Raw genomic sequence first — 12881 nt, forward strand, 5'->3', positions numbered from 1 at the left:
CGCCGGCACGGGCTCGTCCCCTGGCGGTGCTGCTCCGGGTCACGGGCAGGGCGGACGGTAGGGGAGGCCGGGTATGCGGCGGGCCCATTCCGCCGGGCTGATCACGGGATGGGCGAGCACGCATGCCCGCCGCGCGGCACGGACGGCGTCGGTCTCCCAGAGCCGGACGGTCGCGTCCACCCCGCCGGTGGCCAGGGTGCGGCCGTCCGGGCCGAACGCGGCGGCGTAGACCCGGTCGGTGTGGCCGGTCAGCGTGACCATGGCGTCCGGCCGGCCGATGCGCGTGAGGTCCCACAGGCGCACGGTGCCGTCGAAGCCGGCGGAGGCCAGCAGTCTGCCGCCGGGGTGGAAGGCCACGGCGGCGACGGCGCCGGTGTGGCCGGTCAGCGGTACGGGCGGCCGCTCGCCGGGCCGGGCGGCGAGGTCGTGGAGAAGGATCACGCCGTCGGCGCTCGCCGCGGCCAGCCGGCCGCCGTCCGGGCTGAACGCCACGTCGTCGACGGCGTTGCGGTGGCCGGTCAGCGTGGCGGTGACGGCCGGGTGGCGGGCGTCGGTGACGTCCCACAGCCGTACGGTACGGTCGGCGCCGCCGGTGGCCAGGGTGCGGCCGTCAGGGGAGAAGGCCGCCGACAGGACCGTGTCGCCGTGCCCGGTGACCGTCGCCAGTGACCGCGGGCGGCGCGGATCGGTCACGTCCCACGTCCGCAGGGTACGGTCGGCGCCCACGGTGACCAGGGTCCGCCCGGACGGGTCGAAGGCGGCCGCGTACACGTGGCCGGTGTGAGCCTTGACGACGGCGAGCGGGCCGGCCCGCCCGCCGTCACCGGCCTGCCAGAGCCGGACCGTGAAGTCGAGGCCGGCGGTGGCGAGCACCTTGCCGTCCGGCCGCCACGCCGCCCGGACGACGCCGTCGGTGTGACCGGTCAGGACGGCCTGCGGCGCGGGCGGGCGCCCGGGGACCAGGCTCCACAGCCGCGCCGTCCGGCCCGCCCCGGTGACCAGGGTGCGGCCGTCGGGGCTGACGGCGACCGTGCGGACGGCGCCGTCCTGCCCGCCGATCAGCGGCGCCCCAAGGTCCCACAGCCGGATCTTCCCGTCCCTGGAGGTGGTGGCGAGCGTTTCGCCGCCGGGCTGGAACTCCGCGGCGAGGACCGTGTCGGCGTGCCCGGTCAGCGTCAGCGGGACGCTCGCGGGCCGCAGCAGGTCCCACAGCCGTACGGTCATGTCGTAGCCGCCGCTGGCCAGCCGCCGGCCGTCCGGGCTGAACGCCAGCGCCGCGACGCCGTTGGTGTGCCCGGTGAGGGTGACGATCGGCTTCGGCTCGCGCGGGCGGGCGACGTCCCAGAGCCGGACCGTGTTGTCGAAGCCGGCGGTGGCGAGCGTACGGCCGTCCGGGCTGAACCGCGCGGCCAGGATCGCGGCCGTGTGGCCTTCGAGGTCGGCCAGGCGCCGGGGACGGCGCGGATCGGCGACGTCCCACAGCCGCGCGGTGTTCCCCGGCCCGGCGGTGGCCAGGACATCCGCGCCGGGGGCGAACACCGCCGTCGTCATCGTGCCGGGCTCGACGGGCAGCTCGGCGGCCAGGTGCGCGTGCGAGGGGTCGGCGACGTCCCACAACCTGGGGACGCCGTCATGGCCCGCCGTCGTTAGTATGCGGCCGCTCGGGCTGAACGACACGTGCCGGACGCCCTGGGTGTGGCCGGTCAGCACGGCCAGCGGGCGCGGCGCGCGCGGGTCGGCCACGTCCCACAGCCGGGCCGTGCGATCGTCGCCGGCCGTGGCCAGGAGGTGTCCGCCGGGGGCGAACTTCACCGCCAGCACCGCGCCGAGGTGACCGCGGAGCACCGGCAGCGCCTGCGGGCGATGCGGACGGCGTACGTCCCACAGCCGCGTCGTCCCATCGGTGCTCACCGTGGCCAGCAGCCGCCCGCCGGGCTGGAACGCGGCCCCGTGGACGGCGTTCTCGTGGCCGGTCAGCAGGGTCGCCGGCATTCCGGCCACCGCGCTGAGCAGGCCGCCCCTGGCCTCGGCGGTGGGTGACAGCCGGTAGGCGGCCAGGGCGAGCTGCGCGGCCAGGCTCGGATCGGTGGCGCGCAGCGCGCCGGCGTCCGTCGCGGTCTTACGGGAGAGTGCCTGGTCGCGCTGGTACGTGGCGGTGCGCTCCGCGCCGGCGGCGGCCCGCTGCGCGCGTACCGCCATGACGGAGGCGACCAGGGCCAGCACCAGGAGGGTCGCGAGCGCGGCGACGGCCCGGTGCAACCGGCGGGTCCGCCGCCGGGACTGGCGGACGCTCGCCTCCAGGAACTCCCGCGCGTCGGCCGGGAGCCGCCCGTCGTACCCGGCGGCCCACTCCTGCGCCGCGACCAGGCGTCCGCCGCGATAGAGCGCGTCGGGGTCGCGGCGTAGCCGCACCCAGATCGTGGCGTCGGCGGTGAGCCTGCGCGCGACGACCAGCCCGGCCCGGTCGGCGTCCACCCAGGACCGCAGCAGCGGCCAAGCCCGCAGCAGGGCTTCATGGCTGATCTCGACGGTGTCCGCGTCCGCGGTGATGAGCCGCCGGGCGACGAACCGGTCGAGCACCTCCTCCATCTCGGCCGCCTCCTCGGCGTCGCAGCCGTCGAGCAGCTCCGTCAGGGTGGCCCTGCGCCGGGTGTCGCCGGCGTCGGGCGCGACGTGCACCAGGTGCAGGAAGAGGCGGCGGGCCAGCTCGCGGCGGCGGCCGGTCAGCCCGTCGTGGACCGCGTCGGCGCTGGCCGCCACCGCGCCCTCGACGCCGCCCACCACGCGGTACGCGGCCACCGTCAGGCTCCGGCCCTGACCCTGGCCCCACGTGGCGTAGAGGGCGTGCGACAGCAGAGGGAGCACGCCGACCTCGTGCGCCCCGCCGCCCGTGGACGGGGCGACCTGGCGCAGCAGCAGCTCGACCAGGCCGTCCTCGATCTCGACGCCGGCCCGCCTGGCCGGCTCCACGATGGCCTCGCGCAGTTCGTACTCCTCCATCGGGCCGACGGCGAGCTGCCCGTCCTGGGCGAGCGCGACCAGCTCAGGATGCCGCAACGCCGCCGCGTAGAAGTCGGCCCGCAGCCCCAGCAGCACGAGCGCGCCGCCGGGTGGCGTGGCCGCGGCGCGTACGGCGGCGATGAAACAGCGCCGCTCCGCCTCGTCCGCGCACTCGGTGAACACCTCTTCGAACTGGTCCACCACCAGCACCAGCGGCCGGTCGCCCGCCCCTGCCCTGGCGGCGTACCCGGCGGCGGCCTCCGGGTCCTCGCGGACGATCGCGGCGACCTCGTCCGCCGGCACGCCGGCCGGCGGCGCGAGCCGTGCGGCCAGCTCATCGACCGGCCGCGCCCCCGGGACGATCACGACCACCGGCCAGTGCGCGGAACCGGGCAGGGCGCCGTCGCGCAGGGCCGCGACCAGGCCGGCGCGCAGCAGGGAGGACTTGCCCGACCCGGAGGGCCCCGTCACCAGCCGCACGCCCCCGCCCGCCGCCCTCATCCCGGCCACCTGTTCGAGCAGCCGGCCGGTCAGCGCGCGCCGCCCGAAGAACCAGCCCGCGTCCTCCGGCCGGTAGGCGGCCAGCCCCCGGTACGGCTCAGGACCGGCGACGCGGCGGCCGGGAGCCCGCCGTACCCGCAGCCAGGCGGCCAGCCACGCCTCGACGTGCGCCGGATCGCTCACCCCGCACACTTCCAGCACCCGTACCAGCAGGTCACGCGACGACGTGGACGGCAGTCCGCGGCCCGCGAACCAGTCGCCGAGGGTGCTGTGCGCGCCGTACGCGCCGGCCTCGGCCGCCACCTGCCGCACGCTCAGACCGGCCCGCTCACGCAGCGACGAGAGCTCACGTCCGAACTCCCGCCGGGTGGCGATCCTGCCCAGATCGGGATGGTCCGGAGCGGCGTCGGCGGACTGGGACACACAGCCTCCTGCAGTCGTGCGGCTACCCGCCGTCGTCAGGCGTCACCTGTATGTCGCCGTCCGATCACCATTGGTTACATCTGCCCTGTACGGCCTTCCTCGGGCAGGGGTGACCCCTTCACCCGCTCGTGCCGCCGCGCAGTCCGTCGATGACGACGCCGAGGATCGGCTCCAGCGGGTCTTCCCTTCTGCTCATGCAGGCCGACATCAGCGCCCTGACGTCCAGGTAGCCGACGTCGGCCCGTACGTCGCCCGCCTGCTGGGCGGCGGCGAGCAGGTTCTGCAGCCGGCCGCACAGGTCGGCGCCCGCGCGTTCGCCCAGGGCGTCCAGGCGCCGGTCGGTTCCGGCCAGTTCGGCCAGCCCGCAGTGGGAGGCGCCCTCGCGTACCAGGGCGGTGAAGAGGGCGAAGAAGGCGGTGCCGGGGGCTTCGCGGCGGGCGATCTCGTCGGCTTCCTCGGTGAGCTTCACCAGCCGGCTGGACAGTACTGGAAGTGGCGGCCGAGGTGTTCGCCACCGAGGGCCTGTCCGTGCCGGTCCACGAGATCGCCCGCCGCGCCGGGGTCGGCACCGAGATCGGCGGAGCCCTCGCCAGGCTCGCCGTGGACGCCGGTCTGAACGTCGTCCTCAGCAACTCCCGAAGCCCGGAAACCCTGGCCGGCCTGGTCGCGGAGCTCGGATCACGGGCCCGCGCCGCCACCCCTTCAGAAGCGGCCGCCGCGGCGGACTGGGTCGTGGTCGCGGTGCCGCTGAAGCATCAAAGCCAGATCCCGGTGGCGCCCCTGGCCGGCAAGGTCGTGCTCGACGCGACCAACTACTATCCCGAACGCGACGGCTCGATCGCGGAGCTGGACGACGAGAAGGTCACCACCAGCGAGCTGCTCCAGCGGCACCTGACCGGCAGCGAGGTCGTCAAGGCGTTCAACAACATCTGGGTGAAACACCTGGCCTCGCTGGCCCGCCCGGCCGGCGCGCCCGACCGTTCGGTGCTGCCGATCGCCGGTGACACGCCGGACGCGAAGGCCGCCGCCACCCGGCTGATCGACCTGCTCGGCTACGACACCCTCGACACCGGACCGCTCGCCGACAGCTGGTGCTTCCAGCGGGACACTCCGGCGTACGTCAAGCTGTACTTCAAGGATCAGCGGGAGCTGACCGAGGAGGACCCCGGCGGGACGGTGACCGCCGGGGAACTCCGCGCCGCGCTGGCGGCGGCCCGGCGCCAGAACGCCTGAAAGGGGGGAACCTGAAAGCCGTCCTGTACCGCGAGATCGGTGATCCCTCCGTCCTGCCCGCCTCCCTGGTGCGACCGCTGCCGGACAACGCGTCGTTCGAGGTGGGCGCATCGCTCGGGGTGCCCGCGCTCACCGCGCACCGGGCGCTCACCGTCGCCGAGAACGGCCCGCGCCGCCTGGCTCCCAAGGCGCTGGACAGCACCATCGTGCTGGTGACCGGCGGCGCGGGCGCGGTCGGGCACGCCGCGATCCAGCTCGTCCTCTTCACCGACCTCGACCGGATGGCGGCCGCGGCCGACGACGTCACGGAGGCGGTGCGGGACGGCGCGATGGGCGTGGGCACGGAGCACGGCCTGCCGATCGTCCGCTTCCCCCTGGCCGAAACCGCCGCCGCGCACACCGCCGTGCAGAATCACGTGGTGGGCAAGGTGGTCGTCGACCCCGCCGCGTGACACCGCCCTCGTCCTCCGGCCCTGGCCGGCCTGTTACGGCGGCGGGTGAGGCCAGGAAGGCGACCGCTGCCGCCACGTCCTGCGGGGTGCCGGTGCGGCCTATGGGGTAGCCGTCGGCGGCGTGCTCCAGCCGGACAACCCGGCCTCCTCGGCCGGCTCGCACCTCGCCGCCGCCTCGATGTCCTCGTGCTCGTCGGCCAGAAATCCGCCCGGAAGGGCGAGAGCGCCCCGGAACGGGTCGATGCCGCGGTTCACGAGCAGCACGTGCAGGCGCGCCGCACGCAGGGTCAGGATCACCAGGTCGACCGCGAGCAGGATGCGGGGCGGCTGCCAGGGGTCGTCGGGCATGAACACATCCTCACTTTTGTCAGATCGACAGGAACCTCTCCGTTCGGCCACGATCACGTACCGGAGCAAGCGGTTTCGTTGAATGGCGGGCGGCGTCGTGTCGAACGTCATGAGACTTGGCCGGATGCCGGCCCATCTCTGGAGAAGATCAATGTCGCATCCGGCATGGTGCGTACTCGCAGGACCTCTGATCGCGTTACTCGTGCTGACCGGGTGCGCAGGGACGGATAAGGCCGGAGTGCCGAAGGCCGCCGAAGCGGGTGCGACGCTTGAGGAGCACATCACCCGAACCTTGGAGGGAGCTCAGGCCAAGGACGTCAGGGTCACCGACCCGGGCGGCAAGGACGTTCCGTGCGGTGGTGGGAACGTCAAACGTACGTACGCGGCCACCGCCAGGAACGACATCGGATCAGGGGATCCGAACTCGATGCTCCTGGTCATGGTCGGCGCCCTCGATCTCGTCGCCGAATACGATCTGCGAGCGCCCGCGCAGCGTACCCGGCATGATCTCGCCAGCGAGGAGTTCAGGACACATATCGTGCTGTCGTCACCGGCTGAGCACGTCATGGTCATCCGTGGCGAGACGGACTGCCTTCCCGGCTGAGTACGGCGAATTGCGGGGACGGTGCTCAGTCGCGTACCCAGAAGGAGGGCGGGAGGGCTTCGAGTTCGGTCACGGCCTGTTCGAGGTTGGCGGCGAACGGCAGGAGTGCTCTGTGGGACGGCTCGCCGCCGGCGGCGAGGCGGCGGATGACCTCGGCGTTTCTGAGTGCCCGGTCGGCCACCTCCAGGCCGAACGTCGAACGGTCGCCCTCGTAGCCGTAGGCGTCGAGGAGCAGGTGCAGGCGTCGGTGCCGGTCGTCGAAGGCGGTGAAGCCCTGCGCGGTGACGACGTGCCGGGCGTGCAGCGGGACCCAGGTCAACGCGCAGTACGCCAGGTCACGCTCTCGCGGGAACGGGCCGGCGGTGTCCCAGTCGACGAAGCCGACCAGGTCGTCGCCCTGCCACACCGCGTTGTAGGGCGAGGCGTCGTTGTGCGTGATGACCAGGCCCGGCTGCCACGGCCGGGCGACGAACCAGACCGCGTCGGGCTCGGGCACGAACGACGCCGTCGCGTCGTGCAGGCGCCTCAGCCAGGCTCCGACCTGCGTGAGCGCGCGGTCCGTCCACGGCCAGGCGGGCCAGGGGTGCTGCTCGCCGATCGTGTCGCCGTGCAGGTACGTCAGCACCTCGCGCCCCTGCTCGTCGAAGCCGAGCACCCGCGGCGCCCCCTCGAACCCGATCTTCTCCAGATGCGCCAGCACGGTGTGCACGCTGCGGGTCCACGGGTTGGCGGTCCGGTGGACGGTCTCACCGATGCGCACTGCGCCGACATGCCTGCCGCCCGTCAGGGGCTGCTCGTCCATGACACTGTTTGTACGCCTGGGCCGCCGGTCGCGGCACCTGGTTTTCGGCGGCCGGGTCTTGTGTGTCGGAGCTGAGGAAGGGTGGAGGTGCCGGTCTCCCGTCAGCGGCGGCCTCTGCCCTTGCCGGGGTGGTCGGCGCTGTGTCCGGGTGGGACCTGGTCGCGGGACGTGGTCGCCTTCTTGGCCTGGCCCGGCGGCACCCAGATGTCGGCCGAGGAGGTCGCGCGCCCGGACGTCGTCGTCGAGCGGCGCTGGGTCGAGGGCTGCTGATCTTGCGATGTTCTGGGGCGAGACGTCGTCGTCGCAACCGTGGTGGGCTCGGACGACGGTCGTGACGGTTGCGACGTCGTCGGTGTCGCCGCGGGCGTGGTGGCGGTGGAGGCCGTGGGAGAGGGGGTGGGGGTGGGCGTGGTGAGCGCGGCCTGGAGTCGGTCGGTGGGTTGTGGTGCGGCTGGGAGCGGATCGGACGGGGCCTCGGGCCAGAAGCTGGCGGCCAGTACGCCGACGGTCAGCGCGGCCGCCACGACCACGTGCCGTACCTGGGCGCGTCGTTCCCGCTCGCGCTTCGACGGCGGATCGGGCGCTTCGGCTGCCGGTACGGCGGCGAGCAGGGAGCCGGGCGTAGCTGGAGGCGTGGAGTCGAACCCGGTCAAGGGCACCACAGCGGGGCTGGAGTCGGCATCGGCTGAAGGCGAAGGCACGGCAGCGGGAACGGCGGCGGGCACAGCGGTAGTGGGTACGGCTGAAGGTGCGGCGGCCGGTGCCACGTCCCCGGTCTGCGGCAGGTGGTCGGTGGGCGGGGCGCAGATCTGCTCCAGCTGCCGTCGGGCCGCACGGGTGTCGATGCGCTGCTCCGGGTCCTTGACCAGCAGGTTCGCGAGCAGGGGCGCCAGCGGTCCCGCGCGCTCGAACGGAGCCGGTTCGGCGGTCAGTACGGCGCTGATCGTGGCCAGCACCCCGCCCTGGCCGAAGGGGCAGCGTCCCTCCACCGCCGTGTACAAGGTCACGCCCAGCGACCACAGGTCGGTCTGCGGCGTGGGCGGGCCGCCGCGGGCGCGTTCGGGAGCGATGAAGGCGGGCGTGCCGACCACGATGCCCACCCCGGTGAGGTCCACCGGCCGCTCCACGCTGGTGGCCAGGCCGAAGTCGGTGAGTACGGCGTGACTCTCGCCGGCGTCCAGCAGGATGTTGGCGGGTTTGACGTCGCGGTGCACGACCCCGGCGGCGTGCGCGGCCTGTAAGGCGTCCAGCACCTGCAGCCCGATCCTGGCGACCGCGACGGGCGGCAGCGGCCCGCGCTTGGCCAGCACACCGGCCAGGGTGGGGGCCGAGACCAGTTGGAGCACGATCCACGGCCGTTCGTCGGCCTCCACCACGTCGTAGACGGTGGCGATGTTCGGATGGGAGAGCCGGGCGGCCAGCCGGGCCTCGGTCATGGTGCGGCTGAGCAGCATCTCGCGTTCGGACTGCGGCCGCTCGTCGAGGGTGACCTCCTTGATCGCGACCGGGCGGTCCAGTATCTCGTCATGGCCGCGCCAGACCCGGCCCATGCCGCCGCGTCCCAACTCGGCCTGGAGCCGGTAGCGTCCGGCCAGGAGCCAGCCTTCACACCGCGAAACCGACATAGCGTCCGGCCTACCCGATCATTGGATGCTCATGCAACCTCTACCGGCGAAGAGGCTGAAGGCCGGGAACGACGGCTATAGAGGCGATGGCGTGCGGCCGCCGGGTTGCCGCCGGACGGATTTCCCGGCCACCGCACCCGTCCTCTTCCCCCCTGCGGATCTTGCCGGGGAAAGCGCCTGGTCAGAGTGGAGAGACGGTTTCGGCGTGTTCCCGAGGCCCGTACGACGTGGGCAGTATGGATCACGCGGGCGCCGACGCGGCCCCGAGACGCCACCCTTCACCCGAACCTCGACACAGGCGCCACCTCAGGGAGCATCCATGTCCACGCTGGTGTTGGTCCACGGTTTCTGGCACGGCTCCTGGTGCTGGAGCGAAGTCGTCCCCCATGTCGTGGCGGCCGGGCGGCCGGCCGTGGCGGTGGACATGGCGGGGCACGGCTTGTACGCCCGCCGTCCCCGATGGTTCACCGAGCAGCCGTACGACCCGGAGGCGGTCGGCACCGAGGTCTCACCCGTGGCGGACGTGAGCCTTGACGACGCGGCCGAGTCGCTGACCGCGCAGCTCAGGCGGATCGGCGGTGGTGAGCCGGTGACGGTGGTGGCCCACAGTGCGGCCGGCCCGGTGCTGACGCGCACCGCTCAGCGGACGCCGGAACTGGTGGCGCACGCGGTGTACCTCACCGCGTACATGCCGGCCTCGGACGTGCCCGCGGTGGCGTACACGCAGATTCCCGAGGCGGACGACAGCCTGGTCGTGCCGCTGTTGCGCGGGGATCCGTCCAGGATCGGCGCGCTGCGGCTCGACTTCGCCAGCGGCGACCCGGCCTACCGGCGGCAGTTGCGCGAGGCGTTCTACAGTGACGTCGACCCGGCCCTCATCGAGGCCGCCGCCGGCCTGCTGACGCCCGACAGCCCGGTCGGCATCATGCTGGGCACCACCACCCTGACGCACGGCGGCTGGGGATCGGTGCGGCGCACGTACATCGTCTGCACGCGCGACCTGGCCCTCCTGCCGGACGTGCAGACGAGGTTCATCGCCGAGGCCGACGCGGCGTTTCCCGACAATCCGACCTCGGTCGTCACGCTCGACGCCTCCCACTCGCCGTTCCTCTCCATGCCCGGCGAACTGGCCGGCATCCTCACCGCGCTCGGCTGACGGAGGGTGACGGGCGGCTGGAAGGGGTCTAGCGCAGGGCGCGGTGGAGCTGGGTCATGGTGCTCTGGACGCGGCTCTTGTCGCCGACCACGATGTACGTCTCGTAGGAGACCTTCTCGCCCTTGTCCATGGCCCCGCTGGGCGCGGTGCTCTGGATGGTGTTCTCGCCGAAGTGGGCGTTGTAGTCCATCGGCGGGCGGGTCATCGTGTAGTAGTAGGCCTTGCCGAGCACGTCGGGCCGGACGTACATGCCGAGGCAGTAGGCGCCGTCGGCGGTGCACCGGACCATGGGGTCCTTGCTGGTGTGGGAGTCGGCGGGCTTGGGCGACAGGCGGCCGGTGGTGAGGCCGTAGGAGAAGACCTTGGTGAAGTCCGGCTGCAGGTAGGCGACGAAGACGCCGTCGAAGTGGTCGTGCCGTTCGTCCTCCGAGGTGATCGTGGCCGCGGTGCGGAAGACGTTCTCCAGCTCGGGCACGTCGTGGTCGGGGGCGAGCTCGATCGAGGTCTGCAGCCAGTACGGCGACAGGCCCATGGTGAACGGCACCCGCTTGGGCTGCCGGTCGGCGGCGCGGCAGTCACCCCAGCCCGGCTTCGGGTCGTCGAGGGTGATGAAGAACGCGGGCCTGCCCGCCGTGCGGATGGAGCTGCCCGACTTGGCCATGGTGTAGAGCGCGCTGGTGCTGGGACCGTGGTACGGCGGCGCCATCCGGTTGTCGTCCTTGCTGGCGCCGGCTTGCGTGGGGTTGTAGCACTCGCTGGGCGACTCGCCCTGGTTCCAGGCGTGGAAGGCGTACTGGAAGGCGGCGCCGTGGCCGCCGCTGGTGATGAACTCCTTGTCGTTCACCTTGACCGACGCGATCGAGCCGGCCAGCGCCGTGGACGTCGTGACCGACAGCTTGTTGCGCTTGTCGACCAGGGTGGACACCGTGACGTCCTGGAACGTCCGGTCGTAGTTCTTCTTCGTGGCGCATTCGGACTTGTACGTGAGCACGAAGTCGTTGTAACCGGCGCTGCCGCGCGCCGGCGCCTCGCACGAGACCGGCGCGGCCGTCGCCGTCACGGGAGTGACCACGGCCGTCACGACCGTGGCCGCGGCCAGTAAGGCGCCCTGTCGGAGAGATCTCATACGCGCATCCAAGCGGGACCAGGCGGTGCGGCACGATCTCTTCGAAAAAAGGGTAAACGTTCGGGGCGGCTGGTTCGGCAGGCGCGGTTCCCCGAGGGGGAAGCGAGGTCGCCCCGCGAAACGTATGCGCGATTTATGCAAGATCCGCACAGGCTGTCTACCCTGGCCGGGTCGTTGGAAGGCCAGGTACGTCGGCACGGCCCCTGAAATCGGGTCAACTACCGCAAGCCCGGCAGCGGAGGCTATCGCCTCTGCGGCCACCTGCCGCTGGCCACGTCCCCCACCTGGTCGCCGCGGCCGAACGGGGCGCGCGCCGGCCAGGATCCGTCGGCCTCGCCGCCGATCTGGTCACGGGCCTGCGCCGGCTGCTCTACAGCGGCGTCGGATGGGCCGGGATCGCGCCGAGCTATCAGGCCGTCATCGAGAAGGACCGCGGAGGGCGAGGTCCTCTACCACCTGGCCGAGACCCATCGGCAGGCCGACCAGGGTGCGCAGGCCATCGAGGCCGCCGGTGATCGCCTCGGGCTCAGCCGGGAGATCGGCGACGAGACCCCGCTCGACGCGACCGAGACCGCTGAGATCGAGACCCGCTCAACGCGCAGCAGCCCGCCCCATAGCGCGGTTAAAGCGGTCTTCCCTACGCTGCGGTCTCATGTTCGAACGAGCGAAACCCCTCTGGGCGGCCGTCGCCGCGGCGCTGGTCGTGCCCTTACTGCCCCTGCCCGCCGCCGCCGCGGCGGAGCTCCGTGTCATCTCGTGGAACGTCTGCGGCGAGGCGGGCGGGCAACGTGGCGACGCCGGCTACTGCCCGTACCGCAATGAACCGGACAAGAAGGTCGAGCAGCTCGCCGGGCTCGTGTCCCGGCACCAGGCCAACGTGCTGCTGCTGCAGGAGGTGTGCGGCGCCGCGCCCGGCAGTCATCTGGAACTGTTGAAGGCGGCCCTCGGCCCCGGCTGGTCCTTCGCCAGGGCCGACGGCGCGCGCCCCGACGGCCGCGTCGACTGCCGTGGCTCGCTGGAGGGCGATCTCGGCCTCGGCATCGCGGTGAAGGCGGAGATCACCGGGACCACGGTCACGCAGACGCTGCCGCCGGACCCCACCGGGCAGAGCAAGCAGACCCTGCCGACGCTGTGCGTACGCACGGACACCTGGGCCGGCACCCGGATCTGCACCACCCACGTGCTCGCCGACCCCGCCGATCCACGCCGCGCCCAGCAGGTCAGGAACGTCAAGGCCGCGGCCTCCGCCGGCGGTCTCGACGTGTTGCTCGGCGGCGACTTCAACCTGTTCCCCGGCTCGGCGGAGCTGAAGCCGCTGTCCAGCGCGTACGAGGAGTGCGACTCGCTCGGCAACTCCCGCGACGAGGTCACCCACCACGCCTGGACCAGCGGGAAGCACGTCTACCGCAAGCGGGACCACATCTTCGCCACCAAGACCGGCACGAGCCGGCGCTACACCTGGTGCGACGCCGACCAGTCGCTCATGGACCGAACCGCGAACGAGCCGGACAGCGGCCCGCCGAACGGGTACTCCGACCACGCGCCACTGATCGGCTACCTGCCGGGAACGTGACGCGGGCGCCCGGCGCGGGCGGCCCCGTCCGCGCCGGG

Annotated in this window: 11 protein-coding genes; 5 read left to right on the forward strand and 6 right to left on the reverse strand. The window is 72.9% G+C overall.

The annotated features are described in order from the left end of the window. Positions 1 to 39 precede the first annotated feature (39 nt). Positions 40 to 3924 carry an nSTAND1 domain-containing NTPase gene (locus tag OIE67_RS03880; protein WP_326636720.1) on the reverse strand — a complete coding sequence of 1295 codons (3885 nt, stop codon included), beginning with the start codon at positions 3922 to 3924 and terminating at the stop codon, positions 40 to 42. Between the two features lie 118 nt (positions 3925 to 4042). Next, positions 4043 to 4393, reverse strand: coding sequence for an SbtR family transcriptional regulator (locus tag OIE67_RS03885; RefSeq protein ID WP_326636722.1), 351 nt, complete (start codon positions 4391 to 4393; stop codon positions 4043 to 4045). A 23-nt stretch (positions 4394 to 4416) separates the two neighbouring features. Here OIE67_RS03885 and OIE67_RS03890 point away from each other — a divergent pair, with 23 nt between their 5' ends. Next, positions 4417 to 5157 (forward strand): NADPH-dependent F420 reductase, encoded by a 741-nt coding sequence (locus OIE67_RS03890; RefSeq protein ID WP_326636724.1) that lies wholly within the window; start codon positions 4417 to 4419, stop codon positions 5155 to 5157. 68 nt (positions 5158 to 5225) lie between these two features. After that, on the forward strand, positions 5226 to 5609 hold the full coding sequence (locus OIE67_RS03895) for a hypothetical protein (protein WP_326636726.1): 384 nt from the start codon (positions 5226 to 5228) through the stop codon (positions 5607 to 5609). Positions 5610 to 5708: 99 nt separating this feature from the next. Here the strand turns inward: OIE67_RS03895 and OIE67_RS03905 are convergent, their stop codons facing one another. Further along, positions 5709 to 5957 carry an NUDIX domain-containing protein gene (locus OIE67_RS03905; RefSeq protein WP_364662970.1) on the reverse strand — a complete coding sequence of 83 codons (249 nt, stop codon included), beginning with the start codon at positions 5955 to 5957 and terminating at the stop codon, positions 5709 to 5711. Positions 5958 to 6039: 82 nt separating this feature from the next. Here OIE67_RS03905 and OIE67_RS03910 point away from each other — a divergent pair, with 82 nt between their 5' ends. Then, on the forward strand, positions 6040 to 6561 hold the full coding sequence (locus OIE67_RS03910) for a hypothetical protein (RefSeq protein WP_326645842.1): 522 nt from the start codon (positions 6040 to 6042) through the stop codon (positions 6559 to 6561). Positions 6562 to 6586: 25 nt separating this feature from the next. On the opposite strand, the gene OIE67_RS03915 is transcribed toward OIE67_RS03910, so the two are convergent. Together OIE67_RS03915 and OIE67_RS03920 are read right to left on the reverse strand one after the other, a co-directional pair. After that, complete coding sequence (locus OIE67_RS03915) at positions 6587 to 7363, reverse strand: phosphotransferase (protein WP_326636730.1); 777 nt, start codon at positions 7361 to 7363, stop codon at positions 6587 to 6589. Between the two features lie 101 nt (positions 7364 to 7464). Then, positions 7465 to 8988: a serine/threonine-protein kinase gene (locus OIE67_RS03920; RefSeq protein WP_326636732.1), complete on the reverse strand. Its 1524-nt coding sequence runs from the start codon at positions 8986 to 8988 to the stop codon at positions 7465 to 7467. Between the two features lie 319 nt (positions 8989 to 9307). Here OIE67_RS03920 and OIE67_RS03925 point away from each other — a divergent pair, with 319 nt between their 5' ends. Then, a complete protein-coding gene (locus OIE67_RS03925) occupies positions 9308 to 10144 on the forward strand; it encodes an alpha/beta fold hydrolase (protein ID WP_326636734.1) in 837 nt (278 codons plus the stop codon). Between the two features lie 28 nt (positions 10145 to 10172). Here OIE67_RS03925 and OIE67_RS03930 read toward each other — a convergent pair whose 3' ends face one another. Next, positions 10173 to 11270 (reverse strand): hypothetical protein, encoded by a 1098-nt coding sequence (locus OIE67_RS03930; RefSeq protein ID WP_326636737.1) that lies wholly within the window; start codon positions 11268 to 11270, stop codon positions 10173 to 10175. Positions 11271 to 11922: 652 nt separating this feature from the next. On the opposite strand from OIE67_RS03930, the gene OIE67_RS03935 reads away from it, so the two are divergent. Then, positions 11923 to 12843, forward strand: a complete 921-nt coding sequence (locus tag OIE67_RS03935; protein WP_326636739.1) for an endonuclease/exonuclease/phosphatase family protein — start codon at positions 11923 to 11925, stop codon at positions 12841 to 12843. Positions 12844 to 12881 lie beyond the last annotated feature (38 nt).

The sequence above is a fragment of the Nonomuraea fuscirosea genome (genome assembly GCF_035917475.1).
Lineage (GTDB): Bacteria > Actinomycetota > Actinomycetes > Streptosporangiales > Streptosporangiaceae > Nonomuraea > Nonomuraea fuscirosea.